21 protein-coding genes and 2 tRNA genes are annotated in these 25,783 nt (G+C 71.4%); 7 read left to right on the top strand and 16 right to left on the bottom strand.

The window, feature by feature from the left end; genetic code table 11:
* Positions 1-4 precede the first annotated feature (4 nt).
* Genes ACLQ14_RS00785 through pknB form a run of 5 tightly spaced genes read left to right on the top strand, consistent with a single transcriptional unit; the run spans position 5 to position 8,128 of the window.
* Positions 5-1,432 carry a PP2C family protein-serine/threonine phosphatase gene (locus ACLQ14_RS00785; RefSeq protein WP_425808868.1) on the top strand — a complete coding sequence of 476 codons (1,428 nt, stop codon included), beginning with the start codon at positions 5-7 and terminating at the stop codon, positions 1,430-1,432.
* Positions 1,432-3,045 (top strand): FtsW/RodA/SpoVE family cell cycle protein, encoded by a 1,614-nt coding sequence (locus tag ACLQ14_RS00790; RefSeq protein WP_425808870.1) that lies wholly within the window; start codon positions 1,432-1,434, stop codon positions 3,043-3,045. Before ACLQ14_RS00785 ends, ACLQ14_RS00790 begins: the two co-directional genes overlap by 1 nt.
* On the top strand, positions 3,042-4,496 hold the full coding sequence (locus ACLQ14_RS00795; RefSeq protein ID WP_425808872.1) for a peptidoglycan D,D-transpeptidase FtsI family protein: 1,455 nt from the start codon (positions 3,042-3,044) through the stop codon (positions 4,494-4,496). Before ACLQ14_RS00790 ends, ACLQ14_RS00795 begins: the two co-directional genes overlap by 4 nt.
* On the top strand, positions 4,493-5,956 hold the full coding sequence (locus ACLQ14_RS00800; RefSeq protein ID WP_425808874.1) for a protein kinase domain-containing protein: 1,464 nt from the start codon (positions 4,493-4,495) through the stop codon (positions 5,954-5,956). The genes ACLQ14_RS00795 and ACLQ14_RS00800 overlap by 4 nt, the downstream gene beginning before the upstream one ends.
* Positions 5,957-8,128 carry a Stk1 family PASTA domain-containing Ser/Thr kinase gene (pknB, locus tag ACLQ14_RS00805; RefSeq protein ID WP_425808876.1) on the top strand — a complete coding sequence of 724 codons (2,172 nt, stop codon included), beginning with the start codon at positions 5,957-5,959 and terminating at the stop codon, positions 8,126-8,128.
* Between the two features lie 84 nt (positions 8,129-8,212).
* Here pknB and ACLQ14_RS00810 read toward each other — a convergent pair whose 3' ends face one another.
* From ACLQ14_RS00810 to ACLQ14_RS00820, 3 genes are all read right to left on the bottom strand, one after another.
* Positions 8,213-8,845, bottom strand: a complete 633-nt coding sequence (locus ACLQ14_RS00810; protein WP_425808878.1) for an aminodeoxychorismate/anthranilate synthase component II — start codon at positions 8,843-8,845, stop codon at positions 8,213-8,215.
* On the bottom strand, positions 8,842-9,021 hold the full coding sequence (locus ACLQ14_RS00815; protein ID WP_425808880.1) for a hypothetical protein: 180 nt from the start codon (positions 9,019-9,021) through the stop codon (positions 8,842-8,844). The genes ACLQ14_RS00810 and ACLQ14_RS00815 overlap by 4 nt, the downstream gene beginning before the upstream one ends.
* A 101-nt stretch (positions 9,022-9,122) precedes the next feature.
* Positions 9,123-9,947, bottom strand: a complete 825-nt coding sequence (locus ACLQ14_RS00820) for a DUF881 domain-containing protein (RefSeq protein ID WP_425808881.1) — start codon at positions 9,945-9,947, stop codon at positions 9,123-9,125.
* 144 nt (positions 9,948-10,091) lie between these two features.
* Between ACLQ14_RS00820 and ACLQ14_RS00825 the strand changes: the two genes are divergently transcribed.
* On the top strand, positions 10,092-10,367 hold the full coding sequence (locus ACLQ14_RS00825) for a cell division protein CrgA (RefSeq protein WP_425808883.1): 276 nt from the start codon (positions 10,092-10,094) through the stop codon (positions 10,365-10,367).
* A gap of 109 nt (positions 10,368-10,476) precedes the next feature.
* On the opposite strand, the gene ACLQ14_RS00830 is transcribed toward ACLQ14_RS00825, so the two are convergent.
* Both ACLQ14_RS00830 and ACLQ14_RS00835 read right to left on the bottom strand, forming a co-directional pair.
* A complete protein-coding gene (locus ACLQ14_RS00830) occupies positions 10,477-11,175 on the bottom strand; it encodes a rhomboid family intramembrane serine protease (RefSeq protein WP_425808884.1) in 699 nt (232 codons plus the stop codon).
* Positions 11,176-11,354: 179 nt separating this feature from the next.
* Positions 11,355-11,894 (bottom strand): peptidylprolyl isomerase, encoded by a 540-nt coding sequence (locus ACLQ14_RS00835; protein ID WP_425808886.1) that lies wholly within the window; start codon positions 11,892-11,894, stop codon positions 11,355-11,357.
* Positions 11,895-11,984: 90 nt separating this feature from the next.
* Between ACLQ14_RS00835 and ACLQ14_RS00840 the strand changes: the two genes are divergently transcribed.
* Positions 11,985-12,998, top strand: a complete 1,014-nt coding sequence (locus tag ACLQ14_RS00840; RefSeq protein WP_425808888.1) for a hypothetical protein — start codon at positions 11,985-11,987, stop codon at positions 12,996-12,998.
* 82 nt (positions 12,999-13,080) lie between these two features.
* Here the strand turns inward: ACLQ14_RS00840 and ACLQ14_RS00845 are convergent.
* The 11 genes from ACLQ14_RS00845 to dnaA form a co-directional block, all read right to left on the bottom strand.
* Positions 13,081-13,153, bottom strand: a tRNA-Ala gene (locus tag ACLQ14_RS00845).
* Positions 13,154-13,169: 16 nt separating this feature from the next.
* A complete protein-coding gene (locus tag ACLQ14_RS00850) occupies positions 13,170-13,289 on the bottom strand; it encodes a DLW-39 family protein (protein ID WP_425808890.1) in 120 nt (39 codons plus the stop codon).
* Between the two features lie 23 nt (positions 13,290-13,312).
* Positions 13,313-13,389, bottom strand: a tRNA-Ile gene (locus ACLQ14_RS00855).
* A 108-nt stretch (positions 13,390-13,497) separates the two neighbouring features.
* A complete protein-coding gene (locus ACLQ14_RS00860) occupies positions 13,498-14,379 on the bottom strand; it encodes a DUF3566 domain-containing protein (protein WP_425808892.1) in 882 nt (293 codons plus the stop codon).
* A 5-nt stretch (positions 14,380-14,384) separates the two neighbouring features.
* A complete protein-coding gene (gene gyrA, locus ACLQ14_RS00865) occupies positions 14,385-17,021 on the bottom strand; it encodes a DNA gyrase subunit A (RefSeq protein WP_425808894.1) in 2,637 nt (878 codons plus the stop codon).
* A 95-nt stretch (positions 17,022-17,116) separates the two neighbouring features.
* Positions 17,117-19,207 carry a DNA topoisomerase (ATP-hydrolyzing) subunit B gene (gene gyrB, locus ACLQ14_RS00870; protein WP_425808896.1) on the bottom strand — a complete coding sequence of 697 codons (2,091 nt, stop codon included), beginning with the start codon at positions 19,205-19,207 and terminating at the stop codon, positions 17,117-17,119.
* A 151-nt stretch (positions 19,208-19,358) separates the two neighbouring features.
* Complete coding sequence (locus ACLQ14_RS00875) at positions 19,359-19,937, bottom strand: DUF721 domain-containing protein (RefSeq protein WP_425808898.1); 579 nt, start codon at positions 19,935-19,937, stop codon at positions 19,359-19,361.
* On the bottom strand, positions 19,927-21,192 hold the full coding sequence (gene recF / locus ACLQ14_RS00880; protein ID WP_425808900.1) for a DNA replication/repair protein RecF: 1,266 nt from the start codon (positions 21,190-21,192) through the stop codon (positions 19,927-19,929). The genes ACLQ14_RS00875 and recF overlap by 11 nt, the downstream gene beginning before the upstream one ends.
* 82 nt (positions 21,193-21,274) lie before the next feature.
* Positions 21,275-22,177, bottom strand: coding sequence for a phosphogluconate dehydrogenase (NAD(+)-dependent, decarboxylating) (gene gnd, locus ACLQ14_RS00885; RefSeq protein ID WP_425808902.1), 903 nt, complete (start codon positions 22,175-22,177; stop codon positions 21,275-21,277).
* Positions 22,178-22,261: 84 nt separating this feature from the next.
* Positions 22,262-23,392 carry a DNA polymerase III subunit beta gene (gene dnaN / locus ACLQ14_RS00890; protein ID WP_425808904.1) on the bottom strand — a complete coding sequence of 377 codons (1,131 nt, stop codon included), beginning with the start codon at positions 23,390-23,392 and terminating at the stop codon, positions 22,262-22,264.
* 466 nt (positions 23,393-23,858) lie between these two features.
* Positions 23,859-25,361 (bottom strand): chromosomal replication initiator protein DnaA, encoded by a 1,503-nt coding sequence (gene dnaA / locus ACLQ14_RS00895; RefSeq protein WP_425808906.1) that lies wholly within the window; start codon positions 25,359-25,361, stop codon positions 23,859-23,861.
* Positions 25,362-25,783 lie beyond the last annotated feature (422 nt).

Below are 25,783 nucleotides of genomic sequence, written 5' to 3' on the forward strand. Positions count from 1 at the left end.
GCGGATGAACCTCGCGCTGCGCTACGCGGCACGGTCCGACGTCGGGCTCGTGCGCGCCGACAACCAGGACTCCGGCTACGCGGGTCCCGACCTCCTCGCCGTCGCCGACGGCATGGGCGGGCACGCGGGCGGCGACATCGCCTCGACCCTCGCGATCCGCTCCCTCGTCCCGCTCGACGGGCACACGCACGTGCCCGACGGCGCGCTGGAGGAGCTCGAGCACGCCATCGAGTCCGCCAAGCAGGCGATCGTCGACCGGTCCGAGGCCGAGCCGCAGCTCGCCGGGATGGGCACGACGGTCACCGCGATCCTGCGGGCCGGCAACCAGCTCGTCATGGCGCACCTGGGCGACTCGCGCGCCTACCTGCTGCGCGACGACGAGCTGACGCAGGTGACGACGGACCACACGTTCGTCCAGCACCTCGTCGACACGGGCCGCATCGCCCCCGAGGACGCCGAGCACCACCCGCAGCGCAACGTCGTCATGCGGGTCCTGGGCGACTTCGAGGTGGACCTCACGCCCGACCTCTCGGTCCGCGAGGCGCGCCCGGGCGACCGGTGGCTCCTGTGTTCGGACGGCCTCTCCGGGTTCGTGACGCCGGACATGATCGCGCAGATCCTGATCTCGGTCGTCGACCCGGGCGAGTGCGCCGAGACCCTGATCCAGCTCGCGCTGCGCGCGGGCTCCACGGACAACGTGACGGCCGTCGTCGCGGACGTCGTGGACCTCGACGCGGACCCCGAGCACCCGGCGGAGGGCGCTGTCCCGCACCCCGCGGACGCGCTCGCCGACGAGCCCCTCCCGACCAGCCCCGAGGTCGTGGGCAGCGCGGTGCGCGACGACCTCCCCGGCACCGAGCCGCTCGCTACGGACGACGCCACGCCCGAGACCGACGGCGCCCCCGGCGTGAACGACGACCCGGAGGCCGAGGAGGCCGCCGCGGCTGCCCGCGCGGGACAGAAGGGCCGCGGCCGACGCCGCGCCCTCGGGGCCACGATCACGCTCGTCCTCGTCCTGGCGCTGCTCGGCGGCGGGTACGCGGCGTACGGGTGGACGCAGGACCAGTACTTCGTCGGCGAGTCAGACGGCCAGGTCGCCGTGTTCCGGGGCGTCCCGCAGAACGTCGGGCCGCTGCACCTGTCGTCGCCGGTCGAGCTGACGGGGACCTCGGTCGACTCGCTGCCGTCGTACGTCCAGGACCGCCTGACCGCCACGATCCCGGCGTCGTCGCTGGCGGACGCTCAGACGCGCGCGGCGCAGGTCGCGACCGACGGGGCCACTCCCGCACCGACGACGACGCCCACCCCGACCCTCACGCCGGCGACGCCCGCGACCACGGCCCCGGCCGCCATCCCGACCACGACGACGGCCCTCACCAAGCCGACGGCCAAGACGACGCACGGGCCGGCGACCCAGGGCAAGGGCGACTGATGGCCGCCGTCGCGCACGCGCCCGTCCGGGACGCCGACTTCCCGGACGCCGTGGACGAGCACCCGCTCCCCCGCCCGGGCCGCCGTGCCGAGCTGGGCCTGCTGGTGGTCGCGCTCGCCATCGGGATCAGCGCGTACGCCCTGGTCAGCGTCAAGGTCGTGGACCGGCTGCCGGGCGACTTCTACGCGCAGTCCCTCGGGTTCGTCGCGGTCGGGCTGCTGGCCCACCTGATCCTGCGCTGGAAGGCCCCGTACGCCGACCAGGTCATCCTCCCGGCGACCATCGCCCTCAACGGCGTGGGCCTGGCGATGATCTACCGCCTGGACCTGGCGTCCCAGCAGACCGCGAAGCCGCACGACCTCGCGGGGCGCCAGCTCGAGTGGACCGCGATCGCCGTGATCGCGGCGCTGGCCGTCGTGTGGTTCCTGCGCGACCACCGCGTGCTGCGCCGGTTCACCTACATCGCGATGCTCGTGGGCCTGGGGCTCGTCGTCCTCCCGCTGGTCCCCCACGTCGGCCGGACGATCAACGGCGCGCACATCTGGGTCGCGATCGGCCCGCTGTCGCTCCAGCCCGCGGAGCTCGCGAAGATCGCGTTCGCGATCTTCTTCGCCGGGTACCTCGTGACCCACCGCGACACCCTGGCGCTGGCGGGTCCCAAGGTCCTGGGTCTGCAGCTGCCGCGCCTCCAGGACCTCGGCCCCATCCTCGTCGTCTGGGCCGCCTCGATCGTCGTGCTGGTCGCCGAGACCGACCTCGGTACGTCGCTGCTCTTCTTCGGGCTGTTCGTCGCGATGCTCTACATCGCGACGCAGCGGTTCTCCTGGGTGCTCATCGGCCTGGTCCTCATGGGCGCGGGTGCCCTGTTCGCTGCCAGCGCGTTCGCGCACGTCCAGGTCCGCTTCGACATCTGGCTGCACGCGTTCGACTCGGACGTCTACAACGGCCTGCCCGGGTCGGGCCAGCTCGTCCGCGGCCTGTTCGGGCTCGCGAACGGTGGCCTGTTCGGCACCGGGTGGGGCGCCGGCTACCCCTCGCTCGTGCCGTACGCGTTCTCCGACTTCATCTACACGTCGCTCGGTGAGGAGCTCGGGCTCACGGGCCTGCTCGCGATCCTCATGGTCTACCTGATCATCGTGCAGCGGGGCCTGCGGACCGCCCTCGGCGTGCGCGACGGCTTCGGCAAGCTCCTCGCCGCGGGCCTCGCGTTCACGATGGCGTGGCAGCTGTTCGTCGTCGTCGGCGGCATCACACGGATCATCCCGCTGACCGGCCTGACCCTCCCGTTCGTCGCCCAGGGAGGCTCGTCGCTGCTGGCGAACTGGCTGGTCATCGGCCTGCTGCTGCGCATCTCCGACAGCGCGCGCCGTCCCTCGACCGCACCCGAGCGCGGCCAGGTCGCGCCCGGCGGCATCCTGCCCGACGACGACCTCACCGGTCCGGCGACCGCCGCGCCCGCCCCTGCGCCCACCCCGGGCCTCGGCACCGCAGTCACCGAGATCGTCCGGCCGGGACGCGAGGACGCGCCGTCGTGGGAGGCCACGACCGTGACGCCTCCTCCCCCGCCGCCCCCGCCCGGGGACACCGCCTCCGGGGAGGTGGGCCGCGGATGAACGTCCCGATCCGGCGCCTCGCGACCGTCGTCCTCGTCATGATGGTCGCCCTCATGGCGGCGACGACGTACTACCAGTACTTCCAGGCCGACAAGCTCAACAACGACCCCCGCAACACGCGCACCCTGTACCGCCAGTACGGCGTCTTCCGGGGACCGATCGTCGTGGGCGGCAAGTCCGTCGCGCTCTCCGAGCCCGTCGACGACCCGTTCAAGTTCCAGCGCGAGTACACCGACGGCTCGCTCTACGCGGCCGTCACGGGCTACTACTCGCTGGTCTTCGCGCCCACCATGATCGAGGCCTCGGAGAACTCGGTGCTCAACGGCACCGCCGACGAGCTGTGGATGCAGCGGCTACGCCAGCTCTTCACCGGGGAGCAGCAGCAGGGCGCGTCCGTGGAGCTGACGCTCGACGCCAAGGCGCAGAAGGCCGCGGAGCAGGCGCTCGGGGACCAGAAGGGCGCCGTCGTCGCGATCGAGCCGAAGACCGGCAAGATCCTCGCGCTGTACTCGTCGCCCTCGTACGACCCGAACAAGCTCGCGGGTCACGACACGGCGCAGGCCAACAAGAACTGGCAGAAGCTGCTGAACGACGACGACTCGCCCCTCACCAACCGGGCGATCGCGGGCGACACCTATCCCCCGGGCTCGACGTTCAAGCTGGTGACGTCGGCGGCCGCGCTGGAGTCCGGCGACTACACGCCCGACACGGTGATCCCCGCGCCGCACACGCTCAAGTACCCGGGCTCGAGCAAGGTGCTCACCAACTTCGCCAACGAGGTCTGCTCCCCGTCCGGCAAGATGACGCTCGACGCGGCGCTCGAGATGTCCTGCAACACGGCGTTTGCCGGGCTGGGCGTCAAGGTCGGGAACGACGCGATGGTCGAGCAGGCGAAGAAGTTCGGCTTCGACACCCCGCTGTCGATCCCCATGACGGTCACCGAGAGCCACTTCCCTTCCACGACCGACGACGCCGAGCTCATGCGTCAGTCGATCGGGCAGGGCGACGACCGGGTCACCCCGCTCCAGATCGCCATGGTGTCCGCAGCCATCGCCAACGGCGGCAAGCAGATGACGCCGTACCTGGTGGACACCGTCCGGGACGCCTCGTTGCGGGTCGTGTCCCAGACCTCCCCGTCGACGCTGCGCACGTCGGTGTCGTCGCACACCGCTGACGAGCTCAAGAGCATGATGGAGAACGTCGTGCGGTCCGGCACCGGCACCGCCGCCCAGATCCCCGGCGTGACCGTGGCCGGCAAGACCGGGACCGCCGAGAACACGCCGGGCGACCCCCCGCACGCGTGGTTCACCGGATTCGCCCCCGCGGACGACCCGAAGGTCGCCGTCGCGGTGATCGTCGAGCACGGCGGGCAGCAGGGCGCCGAGGGCACGGGCGGCGCGACCGCCGCCCCGATCGCGAAGGCCGTCATGGAAGCGGTGCTGAACGGATGAAGCCGACCCAGGGCCTCTCGATGGGCAACCGGTACCGCCTGGTGCGGCGCATCGCCGTCGGCGGCATGGGCGAGGTGTGGGTCGCGACGGACACGGCGCTCGGCCGCGAGGTCGCGGTCAAGGTGCTCCGCGAGGAGTTCGCCGGCAACGTCGACTTCCTCCAGCGCCTGCGCACCGAGGCGCGGAACAACGCGCGTCTGTCGCACCCCGGCATCGCCCAGATGTACGACTACGGCGAGCAGGAGGGCTCGGGCTACCTGGTCATGGAGCTCGTCATCGGCGAGCCGATGTCGGACCTGCTCGAGCGCGAGCCCGTGCTGCCGGCCCACCGCCTCGTCCCGATCCTCACCAAGGCCGCGCGCGGCCTCGCTGCCGCCCACGAGGCCGGCGTCGTGCACCGCGACGTGAAGCCCGGCAACATCCTCCTGTCGCGCACGGGCGGGGTGAAGCTCACCGACTTCGGCGTCTCGCTCGCGTCGAACCAGGTGCCGATGACGGCGACCGGCATGGTCATGGGCACCGCCCAGTACCTGTCCCCCGAGCAGGCGATCGGCAAGCCGGCGACCCCGGCGTCGGACGTCTACGCGCTCGGCATCGTGGCGTACGAGTCGCTCGTCGGCCGACGGCCCTTCACCGGCCCCACGCCCGTCGATATCGCGGTGGCCCACGTCAACCAGCCGGTGCCCGCGCTGCCGGCCAGCGTCGACAAAGAGCTGGGCGCGCTCGTCCTGTCCATGCTGGCCAAGGACCCGATGCGCCGGCCCGCCGGCGCCGCCGGGCTCGCCGACACGCTCGAGGAGATCGGTCTCCGCGTCGCCCGGTCGCGCCGCAGCGCGGGCCCGCGCGCCACGGAGACCGTCGCGCCGCCGTCGGAGCTGCGCGCCTGGCCGCCGCGCTCCGCCGCCCCGAGGGCCGCGTCGCGGACCCCGGCCGCGGACGACGACGCCCCCCGCGCCTACCCGTCACGCCGCGTCGTGCAGTCGCGCGCCGCCGAGCGGTCGGCGGCCCGGCCCGCCGGCCGGCACCGCGAGCACGTGGCCGAGCGGCCGTCGTCGCGCCGCCCGACCCCGCACGCGAGCGCACCCGCCGCGCGGCCCGCGCGGCCGACCGTGCCCGACGCCGACGGCGCAGCAGCGAAGGCAGCGCCCCCCGTAGAGGTCCCGGCGACCCGGGCCGCGACCCGCGCGGCGTCCCAGACGGCGCCGTCAACCAGCCGCACCAGCGAGGGCTCCCGCACCCTGCAGAGCATCTTCGGCATGCGGCTCGGGGGCTTCCCCTGGCCCGCCGTGGCGCTCGTCGTGCTCGTGCTGGTCGTGCTGGTCGCGGCGATCCTCGGGCGGGCCGGGGGGCACGACCGCTCCGAGGGCTCGAACCTGCATCCCCACGGGGATGGGATGATCTTCCTGTCCGTGGCGTCCTCGCACGCCTCGGGCGACCCGTCGAACGAGAAGGACACGTAGGTGGTGGAGAACCCGCAACGGATCCTCGCCGGCCGTTACCAGGTCGGCGAGCTGATCGGGCGTGGCGGCATGGCCGAGGTGCACATCGGGCACGATGCTCGGCTCGGCCGTACGGTCGCGATCAAGATCCTCCGTGCCGACCTCGCACGCGATCCGTCGTTCCTGGCCCGGTTCCGCCGGGAGGCGCAGGCCGCGGCCTCGCTCAACCACCCGGCCGTCGTCGCCGTGTACGACACGGGCGAGGACGTGCAGACCGACGCCGCATCCGGCCAGACGGCGCACACGCCGTTCATCGTCATGGAGTACGTCGAGGGCCACACGGTCCGCGACATCCTCCGCGACGGCCACGCCGTGCCCATCGACGAGGCCATCGAGATCACGTCGGGCGTGCTGTCGGCGCTCGAGTACTCGCACCACGCCGGCATCGTCCACCGCGACATCAAGCCCGCCAACGTCATGATCACGCCGACCGGCGCGGTCAAGGTGATGGACTTCGGCATCGCGCGCGCGATGGCCGACTCGGCCGCCACCATGACGCAGACGCAGGCCGTCGTCGGGACGGCGCAGTACCTGTCGCCCGAGCAGGCGCTCGGCCAGACCGTCGACGCGCGCAGCGACCTCTACTCGACCGGCTGCCTGCTGTTCGAGCTCCTCACCGGGCGCCCGCCCTTCCAGGGCGACTCCCCCGTCGCCGTCGCGTACCAGCACGTCGGCGAGGTGCCGCCCAAGCCGTCGGACATCGCGCCGGACGTTCCCGAGGTCCTCGACCGCATCACGCTCAAGGCCCTCGTCAAGGACCGCAACCAGCGCTACGGCTCCGCCGCGGAGTTCCGCAGCGACCTCGACGCCGCCATGCGCGGGGGTGCCGTCTCGGCACCCGGTCTCGGGGCGCTGGGAGCGGGTGCCGTCGCCGGTGCGGCCGCGGGCGCGGCGTTCGCCGACCCCAACCCGACCGTCGCGTTCGACGGCGCCACGCAGGTCCTCGCGCCCACGGCCGCCGGCTGGGGCGCCACGACGCCCGCCGCGGTGCCGCCGCCCACGCAGACGTCGGTGTTCCCCGACGAGGCCGGGCCCGACGACGAGGAGCCGAAGAAGAAGTCCAACAAGGGCCTCATCTGGACGCTCGTGACCGTCGGTGTGCTCGCGCTCGCCGCGATCATCACGATGATCATCGTCAACTCGAACAAGACGCCGCCGGTCACCAAGGTCACCGTGCCGAACGTGGTCGGCCTGACGGAGACCAAGGCGCAGGACGCGCTCCAGGGTGTTCACCTGAAGATGGACAAGGTGGTCGACGACAACTCGGATGCACCCGCGGGTGAGGCGACCAAGCAGGACCCCGACAAGAATGCCTCCGTCGCCGAGAACAGCACCGTCAAGGTGTGGTTCTCCGCCGGCCCGAAGACCGGGTCCGTGCCGAACGTCAAGGGTCTGTCCCAGGGCGATGCCAAGCAGAAGCTCACGGATGCGGGCTTCACGGTGTCGGACGACGTCCGGACCGAGAACAGCAAGGACGTGCCGGTCGACGAGGTCACGCGCACCGACCCGAAGGCCGGCTCGGTCCGCGACAAGGGCACCGAGATCACGCTCTACGTCTCGAACGGGCTCGTGACCCTGCCCGACCTCGTCGGGAAGACGAAGGACGAGGCAATTGCCGCGCTCGACAAGGCCGGTCTCGACTCCGACACGACGGAGCAGGAGACGCCGGACGCGAGCAAGGTCGGTACCGTCCTGGAGCAGGCGCCGGCCGCGGGTTCCGTGAAGCAGGGCACCCGGATCCAGCTCACGATCGGCAAGGAAGAGGACAACACCGTCGAGATCCCGGGCGACATCATCGGGAAGACCCAGGAGGACGCCGAGAACGCACTCGGCACGCTGAGCCTCGACGTGGACCCCGATGGGCCGACCCTCCAGCCGGACGCCTCGCCGGCCGGTACGGTGCTCAACTCGAACCCGACCCCGGGTACCAAGGTCAAGGTCGGCGACAAGGTCGTCCTCACCGTCTCGTCCGGACCCGCCACGACCACGCCGGGCGACGGGCAGACGACGGGACCGGGCGCTGGGAACGGCAACGGGAACGGCGGTGGCGACGGCTCGGGTGACGGCTCGACCCAGGGCCTCGGCAACGGCGACGACTACTCCGACGAGATCCGGGACTTCCTGGGCCTCTGACAGGCCGCCCGTCCGCCGGAACCACGACGGCCCGGCACCTCCTCGCGGGGGTGCCGGGCCGTCGTCGTCGGCGCGGAAGAGTGCTCAGCGGCGCACGAGCGGCGCGAGGCCCTCGGACCGGGCCACGGCGTCGTCGGACCCGCAGGCCTCGAGCCAGTTGGCGAGCAGCCGGTGCCCGCCCTCGGTGAGCACGGACTCGGGGTGGAACTGGACGCCGTGCAGCGGGAGCGTGCGGTGCTGGAGCCCCATGACGACGCCGCTCGCGGTCTGCGCGGTGATCTCGAGCTCGTCGGGCACCGTGTCCCGGACGACGGCGAGCGAGTGGTACCGCGTCGCGGTGAACGGGTCGGGGAGCCCGGCGAGGACGCCCTGGCCCTGGTGCTCCACGAGGCTCGTCTTGCCGTGCATGAGCTCGGGCGCGTGCGTGACGGTCGCGCCGAAAGCCTCCCCCAGCGCCTGGTGGCCGAGGCACACGCCGAGCAGCGGTGTGCGCGACGCCGCGCAGTCGCGGATGACCTCGAGCGAGGCGCCGGCGCCCTTGGGGTCGCCGGGCCCGGGCGAGATCAGCACGCCGTCGAACCCCCCGCGCTCGGCCCGGGGCGGCACGGCGTCGTTGCGCACCACGACCGTCTCGGCCCCGAGCTGGTCGAGGTACCCGACGATCGTGTAGACGAACGAGTCGTAGTTGTCCACGACGAGGATGCGGGGGCTGGTCATGGGGTGGCTCCGGTGTTGGTGTCCACGACGGTCTGCTCGTCGAACGGCATGTAGGGCTCGATCGCCGGGAAGACCCAGCGGAACAGGGCGACGACCGCGAGCGCGGCGAGGACGGCGAGCAGGACGACGCGCAGCCACGCGGGCCCCGGAAGGAGCCGCCACAGCGCTCCGTACATGCTCGTCCTCGGTTCGTCGGAAAAGGTCGTCCTTCAGTATCCCCTACCCCTTGCGCCCCACGGGAGCGCCCCGAGCTCCGCGAGATGTACCGGCCGCCCGTCTACTTCGAGGCGTCGGAGAAGGGGTCGGTACCCGCGGGCACGGTCGCGTACTGCAGGCTCGGCGGCGGAGCGGCCGGCAGGGACAACGAGTCGTCGTCCTTGACCTTCCAGCCCAGGTCGACGGCCTGCACGTACTGCTGGTAGACGGCGATCTCGGGCGACCGGTCGAGCGCGGCGCGCAGCGAGTCAGGGTCCCCGATGGCGGAGACCTTGAAGGGTGGCGAGTAGAGCCGCCCGCCCAGCGAGAGCACGTTGCCGACGCACCGGAACGCGGTGGTCGCGGTGACGCGCTGGTCCTGCAGCATCATGGCCTCCGCTCCCCCGGCCCACAGCGCGTTGATCACGGCCTGCACGTCCTGCTGGTGCACGACGAGGTCGTCGGGCGTGATCTCGGCGGGATAGTTGCCGGTGCTGGGTGCGTCCGTGAGGGAGACGACGACGCCGGGCCCGGTCACCGCGGTGAGGCCCGCCTCGACGCTGCCGTTGCGCATGGTGGTGGCGTCGCCCGTGGGAACCGCGCCGGGCTCCGCGTCGGTGAGCTGGTCGACCTCCGAACGCAGACCGTCCACGTGACCCGACAGCGCGTCCGCGCGGTTCTCCTCGGACTCGACGAGCTGCGGCAGGTCCTGCGGGTGGCGGCGCTCGGTGCCGCGGGCGAGCTGGGCCGACGCCGTGAAGAGGACGCCCGCGAGCGCGAGGACGAGAGCGACCGAGAGCGCGGCACGAACCCGCCGCGGCGCGAGGCGGGCGCGCAGCGCGGCCCAGAGACGACGGGGCTCGGGGCGGCCGTCGCGCGGCGCCTGCTCGCCCGCTCCGGAGGTCATGGCGCCCATTGTCGCAGGGCCGGCACGGTGCTCCCTGCACGGACCGCTACGCTGGGGTCCTGCCTGGCGGGTCGATGACGACCCCCTCAGGCGAACCGTCCGAGATGAATGCCGGCCCCGGCCGCCAGAGCAAGGAACTCTCCCGTGCCCGAGTCCAAGCGCCGCAAGAAGAAGTCCGCCAGCAGCACCGGCTCGGCCGCAGCCGTGTCCGTGCCGTCGGCCCACCACCAGACGGGCAACCCGTCCTGGTTCGTCCCCGTCGTGCTGGGGCTGATGGTCGTCGGCCTCGCCTGGGTCGTGGTCTTCTACCTCACGAGCGGCAAGTCCGACCTGCCCATCCCCGCCATCGGCCGCTGGAACCTCGCGGTCGGCTTCGGGCTCATGATCACCGGCTTCGGGATGCTCACGCGCTGGAAGTGATCACGGCGGATGTCCCCAGCGGTGGACGACGGTGTGGATAACTACACGGATGTAACTCCACACCTGTGAGTAACCCTGGGGAGAGTCGCCCCGCCTGTGGATAACAGGGTCAGACGGAGGCGTACTTGAGCGCCGCCAGCACCACGAGCAGCACGAGCATCAGCGCCACCGCGCCCCAGCTCACCAGAGCCCGCCGCTCCCGCGGCGCGTAGGCGAAGGCGGCGCCGAGCGCGAGCCCGGCGATCATCCCGCCGAGGTGCGCCTGCCACGCGACGTTGGCGATGAAGAACCCGAGCGCGAAGTTCACGACGATCAGCCCGACCATCTGCGTCGCCTGCAGTCCGCGCTGGCGCAGCACGGGGATAGCGGCGCCGAACAGGCCGAAGACCGCCCCCGACGCGCCGATGGCCGCCGTGTACCACGCCCGATCGTGGGGCCCGCCCGCGAGCAGCAGCACGCCGACCGATCCGGCCACCGCGGTCACCAAGAACAGCGCGAGGAAGCGCGCCCGGCCGAGCAGCGGCTCGAGGAACTGGCCCATGATCCAGAGGGCGTACATGTTGAACAGGATGTGGAGCGGGTTCGTGCTGTGCAGGAACGCCGTCGTGAGGAAGCGCCACTGCTCGTGCTGGGCGATGAACGGGGCGAACGCCCACCGGTCCGTCCACGACCCGTTCGTCACGAGCTGCAGGATCCAGCTCACAGCACAGATCCCGATGAGCGTCAGGGTGACGACGGGGCGTCCGGAGCGCAAGGGCGCGCCGTAGGCCGTCCGGGGCGTGGGCGCGTTCTTCTGCCCCTCACGCACGCAGTCGACGCACTGGATCCCGACGGCCGCCGGGCGCTGGCACTCCGGGCACGCCGGACGCCCGCACCGCTGGCAGCGCACGTACGACACCCGGTCCGGGTGCCGAGGGCAGACCGGGACGTCGGTCGGTACGGGACCGCCCGACCCGTAGGGGCCGGGCGGCGTCGGGGCGGACAGTCTCAGTCCTCGATCGTGACCGACTCGAGCACGATGTCGTCGACGGGACGGTCGCCGGGGCGCACCGGCGTCTTCCCGATCGCGTCGACGACCGCACGGCTCTCGTCGTCCGCGACCCGGCCGAAGATGGTGTGCTTGCCCGTGAGCCACGGGGTCGCGACGGTCGTGATGAAGAACTGCGAGCCGTTCGTGCCCTCGGTCTCGCCGGTCACCGGGTTGCGGCGCTTGCCGGCGTTCGCCATGGCCAGGAGGTAGGGCTGGTCGAACTGGAGCTCGGGGTGGATCTCGTCGTTGAACGTGTAGCCCGGGCCGCCGGTGCCCGTGCCGAGCGGGTCGCCGCCCTGGATCATGAAGTCGTCGATCACGCGGTGGAAGACCACGCCCTGGTACAGCGGGTCATTGCGCTCGGCGCCCGTGCGGGGGTCGGTCCAGGTCTTGGTGCCGGTGGCGAGCCCCGTGAAGTTCGCGACGGTCTTCGGCGCGTGGTTCTCGAGGAGCTCGAGCCGGATGTCGCCTGCATTGGTGTGGAGGGTTGCGAACATGCGGCCATTCTCGCATGCGAGCGTGTCGGACTCGGTGGCAGAGTGGGAGGTCAGGGACCGTTACCCGACAGCCTCAGGAGTAGGAGCACCATGGCCAAGCGCACCGCGGTGGACACCGAGCACCTCAAGGACCAGGCGGCACAGCTCGCCGGGCAGGCGCAGGACGCGGCCTCCGCCGCGAAGGACGCCGCGATCGCCGCCAAGGACTGGACGGCGCCACGGGTCGAGGCCTTCCTCGAGTGGCTCAAGCCTCGCGTCGAGGACGCCTACCGCCAGAGCCTGCAGGCGGCCGCGCCCCAGGTGGAGAAGGCGGCCGTCAAGGCCGGCCCGGTTATCGACACGGCGCACGACAGGCTGATCGACGAGTTCCTCCCCCGCATCGTGGCGCGGATCAACACGCTCGCCACGCAGGCCGGCGAGGGCGCCGGACGTGCGACGGAGGTCGGCCTGACGGCCGGCGCGGACGCGCTCAACAAGGCCCCCGAGAAGGTGGCCGAGGTCGCCAAGGCCGCCGCCGAGTCGGTCGGAGCCGAGACCGTCGGCGGTGCCGAGGCCGTCCGCGGCGCCGTCGACGCCGCGACCACGAAGGCCGCCAAGCTCGCCGATTCCACCGACGGCGGCGGCAAGTCCCACAAGAAGTGGTGGCTCTTCGGCCTCCTCGCGGCTGGCCTCGCGGCGTACGGCGCGTGGCGCCGGTCCCGTCCGCAGGTGGACCCGTGGGCTGAGCCCGGCCCGACGCCGTCCCACAGCTTCGGCGCGCTCGTCGACAACACCAAGCAGGCCGCGGGCGACGCCGCGGAGGCCGTGGGCGAGGCCGCCGGGGCGACGGTCGCTCGCGGGCGGGACGCGCGAGAGAAGGTCACGGACGCCGCCGGCGACCTGGGCGACAAGGTGAGCGAGGCGACCGAGGACCTCACGGACAAGGTCTCCGAGGCCGTCGACCAGGCGGTCAGCGCCACCAGGAAGGCGGCCTCGAAGGCCACGCCGCGGGCGCGCAAGCCGCGTGAGACCACGGACCCGAAGCCCTCGGACGCCGTGGAGTCGGCCGCCGACAAGGCCGCGGAGACCATCACCGGCGTGGACTCGGAGGACAAGCCCTCCTGACCGACGCCGGCACGGTCCGGCGCAGAAGCAAACGCAGAACGACCCGGGACATCCAGTGATGTCCCGGGTCGTTCGCTGTGGGTGGAGCCAAGGGGACTCGAACCCCTAACCCCCTGCTTGCAAAGCAGGTGCGCTACCAATTGCGCCATGGCCCCGGACGCGGAGCCGATGTCATTCGAAGGTGTCGGTGACCTCGGCCCAGAGATCGCGTGCGCCGTCGTCGCCCGACAGTCTCCGCCAGACGAGGATCCCGACGCCCGCGGCGATCGCGAGCAGCAAGAGCTTCTTCATACGTCCCCCTTCGATGGGTTCGGTGGTGGGCCTAAGAGGACTTGAACCTCTGACCTCTTCGTTATCAGCGAAGCGCTCTAACCGTCTGAGCTATAGGCCCGAAGTCGCACCCGGGGTGCGACGCGACCGCTCCCACGCGCAAAACAGCCGTTCGGCGGGGGTGCGGCGCACTGAGACTACCCCACGCGCGCCACGTCCCCCAAACCGATCAGTCGTCCGTGAGGGTGACGTGCACCCCACCCACGAGGGCCGCGGCGATGTTGTAGAGGAACGCGCCGAGCGTCGACAGCGCGGTGATCAGGACGATGTTCGCGACCGCGATCAGCGTGGCCAGCGACATGGTGCGCGAGAACGCCACGTACTGGAGCACGTTCACCTTCGTCTCGTCGCCCACGACCGACGCGACGAGGTCGTTGACGTTCGCGAACAGGTGCATCCCGTTGAGGATCGTCCAGACGACCGCAGCCGCCACGACCGTGATGATGCCGACCGCGATGGACAGCAGGAACGCCATCTTCATGACGGACCACGGGTTGACGCGTGAGACCACGAGCCGGACCCGGCGGGCCGAGCCGGCGTGCGCCGTCGTCGTCTGCAGCGCGGGCTGCGGCTGCGCCTGCGCCTGCGGCTGGGCAGGCGGCTGCTGCGCGGCGGCGTAGCCGGCCGCGCCCGCGTAGGCGTACTGCTGCTGCCCGGCGGGCTGGGCCGCCGGCTGCGAAGTCTGACGGACGGGCTGAGCGGCGGCCGGCTCCTGCTGGGCGGCGGCCGACGGCGTCGCCACCACGGGCGTGGCACCCGTCTCCAGGCCGCCCTCACCGGTGACCACCGACGTGACCTTCTTGGCCGCCTTCCGCATGGCCGCGAGCGTCGCGGTCACGCTGCCCGAACCGCCCTCGGAGCTCTCACCCGGCCCGCTCGGTGACTCGGCCGCGGCTCGCTCGTAGCGCTGGTGCGTACGGTCGTCCGTCGCCACCGACGACGGCGGGGGAGGCGGCACCGCGACGTGGCCCTGCAACGTCGGCAGGTCGGGCCGGGGCGCGGGCGACTGCGGTGTGATCGCCGGGGGAGCGCTGCGCTTCTCGTCGGTCATCCGCCTCATCCTCGCATCGTCGTGTCGCCGCCGGCCGACCCTGCGTCGCCGGCATCGCCCGTGGGGGCGTCCGCACCGTCGTCGGGAACGGCCTGGTCGTTCGCTTCCACGGTATCCCGATCGTCTCCGAGGTTGCGCTCGACGTTCCGGGCGACCCCGATGATGCGGTCGCCCTTGTCGGGCCTGGCGAAGTTGACGCCCTGGGTGGAACGCCCGGTCGGGTTCACCTCGTCGACGGCGGAGCGCACGATCTTGCCACGCTCCATGATCACGAGTACCTCGTCGTCGCCGTCGACCACGAGAGCCCCCACAAGGTCTCCACGCGACGCGGGCAGGTTCGCCACCTTGATGCCGAGACCGCCACGGCCCTGCACCCGGTAGTTCTCCGTCGTCAGGGCGGTCCGCTTGGCGAGCCCGCCCTCCGTGACGGTGAACAGGTAGGCCTCCTCGCGGACGACGTCCGCGGCGAGGAGCTCGTCGTCGTCGCGGAACTTCATGCCCGTCACGCCGGACGTCGCGCGTCCCATGGGCCGCAGCGCCTCGTCCGTCGCGGCGAACCGGACCGACTGTCCCTTGCGGGAGACCAGGATCAGGTCGTTGCCGGCGTCCACCAGGAGGGCGGAGACGAGCTCGTCCGAGCGGCCGTCGTCGTCCTCCCGCAGGTTGATCGCGATGAGACCGGCCGAGCGGGGGGAGTTGTACTCCAGCAGGCGTGTCTTCTTGACCAGCCCGCGACGCGTGGCGAGCACGAGGTACTCGGCCGCGTCGTAGTCGGGCAGCGCGAGCACCTGCGCGATCCGCTCGTCCGGCTGGAACGCCAGCAGGTTCGCGACGTGCTGACCCTTCGCGTCGCGGCCACCCTCGGGCAGCTCGTACGCCTTGGCCCGGTACACGCGGCCCAGGTTGGTGAAGAACAGGAGCCAGTGGTGCGTCGTCGTCACGAAGAAGTGGTCGACGATGTCGTCCTCGCGCAGCTGGGCGCCACGGATACCCTTGCCGCCCCGCCGCTGCTGGCGGTAGTTGTCGCTCCGCGTCCGCTTGGCGTAGCCGCCGCGCGTGATCGTGACGACGACCTCCTCCTCGGCGATGAGGTCCTCGATCGAGACGTCGCCGCCGTACGGCAGGATCGTCGTCCGGCGGTCGTCGCCGTACTTTGCGACGATCTCGTCGAGCTCCTCCTGCACGATCTCGCGCTGGCGGGGCTCGGACGCGAGGATCGCCTCGTAGCCCACGATCTTGCGCTCGAGCTCGTCGTGCTGGTCGATGATCTGCTGACGCTGCAGCGCGGCGAGTCGGCGCAGCTGCATGTCGAGGATCGCGCGCGCCTGGATCTCGTCGACGTCCAGCAGCTCCATGAGACCGTCGCGTGCGACGTCCGCGTCGGGGGAGCGGCGGATGAGCGCGATGACGGCGTCGAGCTGGTCCAGCGCCTTGAGGTAGCCGCGGTAGATGTGGATCTGCTTCTCGGCCTCACGCAGCTCGAACTGCGTGCGCCGGACCACGACCTCGATCTGGTGCGCGACCCAGTGCCGGACGAACGCGTCGAGCGAGAGCGTGCGCGGGACGCCGTCGACGAGCGCCAGCATGTTCGCGCCGAACGTGTCCTGGAGCTGGGTGTGCTTGTACAGGTTGTTGAGCACGACCTTCGCGACGGCGTCGCGCTTGAGCACGATCACCAGACGCTGGCCCGTGCGGCCGGACGTCTCGTCCTTGATGTCGGCGATGCCCTGGATGCGGTTCTCGCGGACGAGCTGGGCGATCTTCTCCGCCAGGTTGTCCGGGTTGACCTGGTAGGGCAGCTCGCTCACGACGAGGCACGTGCGGCCCTGGATCTCCTCGACCTCGACCACCGCACGCATGGTGATCGAGCCGCGGCCGGTGCGGTACGCGTCCTCGATGCCCTGCCGCCCGAGGATCGTCGCGTGGGTGGGGAAGTCCGGGCCCTTGATGCGCTCCATGAGCGCCTCGAGCAGCTCCTCCTTGGTGGCGTCCGGGTGGGCGAGGCACCAGCGCACGCCCTCGGCCACCTCCCGCAGGTTGTGCGGCGGGATGTTGGTCGCCATGCCGACCGCGATTCCCGCCGACCCGTTGACCAGCAGGTTCGGGAAGCGCGAGGGGAGGACCGACGGCTCCTGGGTCTTGCCGTCGTAGTTGTCCTGGAAGTCGACCGTGTCCTTGTCGATGTCCCGGACCATCTCCATGGCGATCGGCGCCATGCGGCACTCGGTATACCGCGGGGCCGCCGCCGGATCGTTGCCCGGCGAGCCGAAGTTGCCCTGGCCTGCGACGAGCGGGTAGCGCAGCGACCAGTCCTGCACGAGGCGGACGAGCGCGTCGTAGATCGCGGTGTCGCCGTGCGGGTGGTACTTGCCCATGACGTCGCCGACGACGCGCGAGCACTTGTTGAACCCGCGGTCGGGGCGGTAGCCGCCGTCGTACATCGCGTAGAGCACGCGGCGGTGGACGGGCTTGAGCCCGTCCCGGACGTCCGGCAGCGCGCGCGTCACGATGACGCTCATCGCGTAGTCGAGGTAGGACCGCTGCATCTCGACGTTGAGGTCGACGGCCTCGATGCGTCCGTGCAGGACGGCGGTGCCGTCGGAGTGGAGCCTCGGCTGGTCGTTCTCGGGGGTGTCGGTCACGAAATTCCTCTGTTCTCCTCGTGGGTTCCTGGCGCCTTCCGTGCCCTGTACATCGCGCCGTCATCCAGACGACCTCATGTACAGGACCACAGAGGTCAGATGTCCAGGAACCTCACGTCCTTCGCGTTGCGCTGGATGAAGCTGCGCCGCGACTCCACGTCCTCGCCCATGAGCACCGAGAAGACCTCGTCCGCCGCAGCCGCGTCGTCGAGCGTGACCTGGAGCAGCGTCCGGTGCTCGGGGTCCATCGTCGTGGTCCACAGCTCCGTGTAGTCCATCTCGCCCAGACCCTTGTAGCGCTGGATCCCGTTGTCCTTGGGGAGTCGCTTGTTGTGGGCCTGACCGTCGGCGACGACCGCGTCCCGCTCCCGGTCGCTGTACACGTAGTCGTGCTCGGCGTTCGACCACTTGATCCGGTACAGCGGCGGCTGCGCGAGGAAGACGTGCCCGTTCTCGATGAGGGGGCGCATGTAGCGGAACAGCAGCGTGAGGAGGAGGGTGCAGATGTGCTTGCCGTCGACGTCCGCGTCGGCCATCAGCACGATCTTGTGGTACCGCAGCTTGGCGAGGTCGAAGTCTTCGCCGATCCCCGTGCCGAACGCCGTGATGAGCGCCTGTACCTCCTGGTTCGAGAGAGCCTTGTCGAGGCGCGCCCGCTCCACGTTGAGGATCTTTCCGCGGATCGGCAGGATCGCCTGGTTCTGGGGGTTGCGCCCGCGCACGGCCGAGCCACCTGCAGAGTCGCCCTCGACGATGAAGACCTCGCAGTCCTCCGGACGGTTCGACTGGCAGTCCTTGAGCTTTCCCGGCATCCCGCCCGACTCGAGCAGCCCCTTGCGGCGGGTGGCCTCGCGCGCCTTGCGCGCGGCCATGCGCGCGGCGGAGGCCTGGATCGCCTTGCGGATGATGTCGCGCGCCTCGTTCGGGTGCGAGTCGAGCCAGTCGCCGAGCTGCTCGTTCACGACGCGCTGCACGAAGGTCTTCGCCTCGGTGTTCCCGAGCTTGGTCTTGGTCTGGCCCTCGAACTGAGGCTCGCCCAGCTTGATCGACAGGACGGCCGTCAGGCCCTCGCGGATGTCGTCGCCCGTGAGGTTGTCGTCCTTCTCCTTGAGGATGCCCTTGTCCTTCGCGTACCGGTTGATCAGCGAGGTCAGCGCGGCGCGGAACCCCTCCTCGTGGGTGCCGCCCTCCGTGGTCGCGATGGTGTTCGCGTAGGTGAAGACCGACTCGGAGTACGCCGTCGTCCACTGCATCGCGATCTCGACCGAGATGCGCTTGTCCGTGTCCTCGGACTCGAAGTCGATGATCTCCGGGTTGACGATCTCCACGCGCTTCGCTGCGTTGAGGTGCCGCACGTAGTCGATCAGTCCGTCGTCGTACCGGTAGCTCACGGTGAGCGCGCCGCTCGCGTTGGCGGTGGGCGTCTCGCCGGGCTCGTGGACGACCTCGGCGCCGTCCTCCATGGTCCCGGCCGTTCCCACGACCTCGTCCGTCAGCAGGTCCTGGTGCTGCGTGCGCTCGTCCGTGAGCGTGATGCGCAGGCCCTTGTTGAGGAACGCGTACTGCTGGAACCGGGCGCGCAGCGTCTCGAAGTCGTACTCCGTCGTCTCGAAGATCGCCGGGTCCGCCCAGAACGTCTGCGTCGTCCCTGTCTCCGTCGACTCCTCGCCGCGGACCAGCCCCGTCATCGGCGTGCCGCCGTTGCCGAACTCCTGCCGCCAGACGTAGCCCTCGCGCCGCACCTCGGTGAGCATCCGCGTCGACAGCGCGTTCACCACGGACACGCCGACGCCGTGCAGGCCGCCCGACACCGTGTAGCCGCCGCCACCGAACTTGCCGCCCGCGTGGAGGATGGTCATGACGACCTCGACCGTGGGCTTGCCCTGCGTGGGGTGCATGGCGACGGGGATGCCACGGCCGTTGTCGATCACCCGGACGCCGCCGTCCGGCAGGATCGTCACGTCCACGTGGTCCGCATAGCCGGCCAGCGCCTCGTCGACCGAGTTGTCGACGATCTCCGTCACCAGGTGGTGAAGCCCTCGCTCGCCCGTCGAGCCGATGTACATGCCCGGCCGCTTGCGGACGGCCTCGAGGCCCTCCAGCACGGTGATGGCGCTGGCGTCGTACGTGCCGCCCGGCTCACCACCTGTGGTCTCGGAACCTGGGTTACCGGTCGTTTCCGTCACGTTGCGACAACTCTCCCGTCATGGCTCGCGCGTGCCCTCACCACCGGTGGGCCACGCGCGTCGATTCACCCCACAGTCTACCTGGGAATCCCTGGAAATGCCGGGAACCGGGGGCTTATCCACAGCGCTCTCCACAACCTCCACGCGCCCCTCAGCCCCAGGTGTCGCGCGCACCCCGGCCCTGGACCGTGCGTCGTCCTCGGCGGAAGCTGGGGCCCCCCGGACCGAGCACCCGAACCTCCTCGACCACGCCCTCGCCGACCTCCCGGGCGAGGGCCTCGAGCAGCCTCGGTGCCAAGAGCTCGACCTGGGTCGCCCAGGCCGTGGAGTCCGCGCGAACCACGAGGATCTTGTCGTCGAACGACTCGGGGGCGCAGTGTGCCGCGACCGACTCGCCCACCACCTCCGGCCAGCGCCCGACGACGCCGCCCACCGAGACGCCCTCGACCCACCCCCGCGCCTTCAGCAGGTTCGCGAGGACGTCGGCCACGAGCTGAGGGTCCCGACCGCCCGGGTTGTGGACCCGCTGCGGCCCGTCGGTCAGCGGCCGACGCACGACGCCCGGCCGGAGCCCCTTGGCCCGCGCCGCCTGCTTGGCACGGGCCAGGGCCTCGCGCGCCACCTCGTGCGGGGGAGTGAGGTCGTCCGCCACCGCGTGGACGGGCAGCGACGGGTCCCGCGGGGCCTCGTCGTCCTCCGGGAGCTCGTCACCCGACCCGTCACGCGACACGGGTCACCTCGCCGCCGCCCACGTCGAACCGGACGCCGGCGAGCGCCTCCGGCACGTCGCCCGCCACGGCCGCCGTGACGAGCACCTGGCGCGCGTCCGCGACGAGCTCGGCGAGGCGGTCGCGGCGGCGGGCGTCGAGCTCAGCGAACACGTCGTCGAGCACCAGGACCGGCTCGCTGTCCTCCGCCCAGCCTGCGCCGAGCGGGTCCGCCCACGGGGCGTCGTCGCCGTCGCCGGGCCCGCTCGGCAGCGTCGAGGGGCCGGCGGTGAGCAACCGGTACGACGCGAGCCGCAGCGCCAGCGCGAACGACCACGACTCGCCGTGGCTCGCATAGCCCTTCGCGGGCAGCTCGCCGAGCCGCAGCTCGACGTCGTCCCGGTGCGGACCCGCGAGGCACACGCCCCGCTCGAGCTCCTTGGGCCGGAGCTCGACCATCGCCGCGAGCAGCGCCGACTCGGCGTCCGCCGGGCTCGGGATCGCACCCGGTCCCGCCAGCTCGACCGACGGGCGGTACGTCGTCGTGGCGGCGCCCTGGCCGGCGCTCACCGTCTCGTAGGCGTCGTGCACGTACGGCGCGAGGGCCGCGACCAGGCGGGCCCGCAGGGCGACGATCTGACCGCCCAGCGACGCGAGCTTGGCGTCCCAGACGTCGAGCGTGGAGAGCTCCGACGAGGGGCGTGAGTCCTCGTCCGCCGGCGGCGGGGGAGCGGCCCGCCCGCGCGGGCGGCCGCGTCCGAACCGCGCCGCGCCGGCGGACTTCAGCAGCGCCGACCGTTGCCGCACGGTCCGCTCGTAGTCCTGGAGCACGCCCGCCATCCGGGGGACCAGGAGGACCGTGAGGTCGTCGAGGAACCTACGCCGGCCGTCGGGGTCGCCCTTGACGAGCGCGAGGTCCTCGGGGGCGAAGACCACCGTCCTCACCAGCCCCAGCACGTCGCGCGGCCGCGGCACGGGTGCTCGGTTGACCCGGGCGCGGTTCGCCTTGCCCGGGACGAGCTCCAGGTCGATCGTGCTCGCCCGGTCGCCCCGCACCACGCGAGCCCGCACCACGGCGCGGCTTGCGCCGGCGCGGATCAGTGCGGCATCGGTGGGCGAGCGGTGGCTGCGCAGCGTCGCCAGGTAGCCGACCGCCTCGACGAGGTTCGTCTTGCCCTGGCCGTTCGGCCCGACGAACGCGTTGACGCCGGGCTCGAGCTCGAGGTCGACGGACGGGTACGACCGGAAGTCGGTCAGGGAGAGGTGGGAGACGTACATGGCTGGCTGCGCCGTCGGGCGGGGAGAGCGGGCGGGAGGCTGAGGGCGGGTGTCGCCGCGCGGGACGCCGCGTAGGCGCGGGTCACGAGCCTGCCGGCTTGACCGCATGGCCGCCGAACTGCTGGCGCAGCGCCGCGACGGCCTTGAGGGCCGGCGAGTCCGGCTGGCGCGAGGCGAACCGGGCGAACAGCGCGGCCGTGATGACGGGCAGGGGGACGGCGTTCTCGATCGCCTCGTCGACGGTCCAGCGCCCCTCGCCCGAGTCGTCGACCCAGTCGTCGATCTCGGCGAGCTCCGGGTCCTCGTCGAGGGCCTTGACCAGCAGGTCGAGGAGCCAGGAGCGGATCACCGTGCCGCGGCTCCAGGCCCGCAGCGTGCCGGGCACGTCCGTGACGATGTCCTTGGCCTCGAGGAGCTCGTACCCCTCGGCGTAGGCCTGCATGACGCCGTACTCGATGCCGTTGTGGACCATCTTGGCGTAGTGCCCGGCGCCGACCTTGCCGGCGTGGACGAAGCTCTCCTCGCGCGGGCCCTCCGGTCGCAGCGCGTCGAAGACCGGCAGCAGCGCCTGCACGTGGGCCTCGTCGCCGCCCGCCATGAGCGCGTAGCCGTTCTCGAGCCCCCACACGCCGCCCGACACGCCGACGTCGACGTAGCCGATCCCGTGCTCGGCGAGCGATGCGGCATGGAGCTGGTCGTCCGTGTACCGGGAGTTCCCGCCGTCGACGACGACGTCACCGGGCCCGAGCAGGCCCGCGAGCTCGTCGATCACGCTCTCGGTGACCGCGCCTGCGGGCACCATGACCCACACCGCCCGACCACCCTCGGGGAGCGCGGCGACGAGGTCAGCGAGCGACGCGACGTCGGAGACGTCGGGGTTCCGGTCGTAGCCGGTCACCGTAAGGCCGGAGCGACGGAGCCGCTCCCGCATGCCGGCGCCCATCCGGCCGAGTCCGACGAGGCCGAGGTGGCGGACGGGTTCCATGATCGCTTCCGTTCCTGCTCGGCCGCATCGGTCCGGGCGTGATCGTAGGTCGGTGGTCGGTTCGTCCGTCCGGTCCGCCGGCGGTCAGCTCGCGAAGCGGATCGGGACGAGGAGGTAGCGGTAGTCGGCGCGGCCGACCCCGTCGAGCGAGTCTTGGCCGGTGAACTCCACCGGCTTGTTCGGGTGCGTGAAGCCGAACCGGACGAAGTCGGTTCCGAGGGCTCCCAAGCCGTCGAGGAGGAACTGGGGGTTGAACGCCACCGAGATGTCCTCGCCCTCCAGCTTCGCCTCGAGGGCCTCCGACGCCTGCGCGTCGTCACCCTGGCCCGCGTCGAGGACGACCTGACCGTCGGTGAACGACAGGCGGATCGCGGTGTTGCGCTCCGCGACGAGTGCCACGCGCTTGGCGGCGTCGATCAGCGGCTGCGTGGCCACGACCGCGTGGATCGGGGTCTCGTCCGGGAACAGACGGCGGACGGGCGGGTAGTCGCCGTCGACCAGCAGCGAGGTCGTCCGGCGTCCTCCGGCCTCGAAGCCGATCAGGTCGACGCCCTGGCCCGTCGAGAGGGCGACATCGACGTCCCCCGACGCGCCGAGCGACTTCGCCACGTCCGAGAGTGTCCGGGCGCGCACGAGGGCGACCGTCGAGAGGTCGGGCCACGCCGGCTTCCAGGTCAGCTCCTTGAGGGCGAGCCGGTAGCGGTCCGTGGCGAGCAGCGTGACCTTCTCGCCCTCGATCTCCACGCGGACGCCGGTGAGCAGCGGGAGCGTGTCGTCGCGGCTGGCAGCGACGCTCACCTGCGCGACGGCGTGCGTGAGGTCGTCGCCCGACACGGTGCCCGACGTCTCCGGCATCGCGGGGAGCGCGGGGTAGTCCTCGACCGGCATGGTCAGCAGGGTGAACCGGCTGGCTCCGCAGGTCATCGTGATCTTGGAGCCCTCGAGGACGACGTCCACGGGCTTGTTGGGGAGCGCGCGGGAGATCTCGGCGAGCAGCCGACCGGAGACCAGCGCTCGGCCGGGCTCGGACACGTCCGCCGGCACCTGGGACCGCGCCGAGACCTCGTAGTCGAAGCTCGCGAGGCTGAGCACGCCGCTCGCGTCCGCGTCCAGCAGGACGCCCGCGAGGACGGGGGCCGGAGGGCGCGTCGGCAGCGTCCGCGCGGTCCATGTGACGGCTTCGGCGAGGACGTCACGCTCGACCCGGAACTTCATGCCACTCCCTGTTCGGTACCAGTCCTGCATCGCGGTGCCCACCGTGGTCCGGTCGGGCGCGCGATTCCTGGAAGCACCCTACGCGACCCGACCGACGGCGTCAGCCGATCGGTGCCTGGACGGAACAGCGGCAGGAGGGTCCGTTCACGGGCAGGACGAGTCGCTCGGCACCGCCGCACGTCCTGACGGCGCATGGCGGCCCGGGGGAGAGAAGTCTCGTCGTCGTCATAGCCCTTGTGCAGTCTGTGGACGACGGCCTTCATCGCAGGTCAGAGGTTGTCCACCGCTGTGGACAGCGAGGTGGACCGGATGTCGACAACTCGCAGTGCGTGGGGACGGCGGATCCGCGTGCACATGGTGTCCACCGCGGAAGCATCCTGGTCCACACGGAGAAGGGCGGTCCTCCACACTCGTCCACAGGCTTGTGCACAAGTGTGAACAACATCGAAGCGGGACAAAACGCTCGTCAGCCGCGATGCTGCTGCTTGATCCTGCTCGTCAGCTCGGTGACCTGGTTGTAGATGGACCGGCGCTCGGCCATCTGCTCGCTGATCTTGCGGTTCGCGTGCATGACCGTCGTGTGGTCGCGGCCGCCGAACTGCTGGCCGATCTTCGGCAGCGAGAGGTCGGTGAGCTCGCGGCACAGGTACATGGCGATCTGGCGCGCCGTCACGAGCACGCGCGAGCGCGAGCTGCCGCACAGGTCGTCGATGGTGAGCCCGAAGTAGGCAGCCGTCTGGGCGATGACGCTGGCGGCCGTGATCTCGCCGGCGTCGTCGTCCGTGATCAGGTCCTTGAGGACGATCTCCGCGAGCGACTGGTCGACAGGCTGGCGGTTGAGGTTCGCGAACGCCGTGACGCGGATGAGGGCGCCCTCGAGCTCGCGGATGTTCGTCGAGATCCGGCTCGCGATGTACTCGAGCACGTCGTCGGGGGCGTCGAGGCGCTCCTGGAGCGCCTTCTTGCGGAGGATCGCGATGCGCGTCTCGAGGTCCGGCGGCTGGACGTCGGTGATGAGGCCCCACTCGAACCGGGACCGGAGCCGGTCCTCGAAGCCGTTGAGCTGCTTGGGCGGCAGGTCGGACGTGATCACGACCTGCTTGTTGGCGTTGTGCAGAGCGTTGAACGTATGGAAGAACTCCTCCATCGTCTGCTCCTTGCCCTGCAGGAACTGGATGTCGTCGATGAGGAGGACGTCCACGTCGCGGTAGCGGCGCTGGAAGGCCCCTGCCTTGCCCTCACCGATCGAGTTGATGAAGTCGTTCGTGAACTCCTCGGAGTTCACGTACCGGACGCGGACGTTCGGGTAGAGGCTCTGCGCGTAGTGGCCGATGGCGTGGAGCAGGTGGGTCTTGCCCAGCCCGGAGTCGCCGTAGATGAAGAGCGGGTTGTACGCCTTGGCGGGGGCCTCGGCGACCGCGACCGCGGCCGCGTGCGCGAACCGGTTGGACGCGCCGATCACGAAGGTCTCGAACACGTACTTGGGGTTGAGCCGGCTGCTCTCGCCGAGCGGCACGGGCTCCGCGTGCCGCGGTGCGTGCTGCGCCGACCGGAGCCCGCCCGGCGCGCCGCCCATCGATTCCGGCAGGGGGACGTTGGACGCGAACGCGGCGTGGGACCCGGCCCCGACCGGTCCGCCGTCGAGGTCGGCGGGGGTCCGCGCGAAGCCCTCTGCGGACGGGTCGTCGGCCTCGTCGAGCTGGAGGTCGGGGTCGACCGAGATCGCAAGCTTGGGCTCGTAGCCGAGGACGCCCGCGAGGGCCCCGACGAGGTCGGCTCGCAGGTTCGTCTCGATGAACGACCGGATCGGCTCGTCCGAGACCTTGAGGAAGACGGTGTCGTCGATGTGGGCGAGAGGCGCCACCAGCCGGACGTAGCCGCGCTGGCGGGGGGTGACGTCGGGGTCGTTCTCGAGCTGCGCTCGAGCCGCGGACCAGACCGTGGCGATGGTGGCTTGCTCGTTCGGCACGGTCGGGATCCTTCGGGACGACGGGATGGGACTGGCCGGGGCGTCCTCCGTGATGGCGGGACGTCCCTGTGCTGCCGTCGGTAAGGGGCCCGTCCCGGAGTCGGAGGAGAGCGCACCGGACCGCTCGCGGGGCTGGTTCAGTCTGCCACGGAGGATCGCTGTCCACATAGTTGTCCACAGCTTGTGGGAAACGGGGCGGAGTCGTTCACACTACGGTGGACGCCGCGTGGACGTTCCGCAAACGCTGGGAGGACACCGCCGAGAGCAGCCGGGACGAGACTGCTCCGACCTGGGCGGACGAGGATTTCCACAGGACATGTGGATGGCGAGCCCGCGGCGGGCCGCCCGTCGTCCCCAGGTGTGGACGGATGCCGTCGGCGGCTCGGCGCGGTCTGCGGCCCGCCCGCATGCGCCCGACCCGG

This window comes from Luteimicrobium sp. DT211 (assembly GCF_049844995.1).
Lineage (GTDB): Bacteria > Actinomycetota > Actinomycetes > Actinomycetales > Cellulomonadaceae > Luteimicrobium.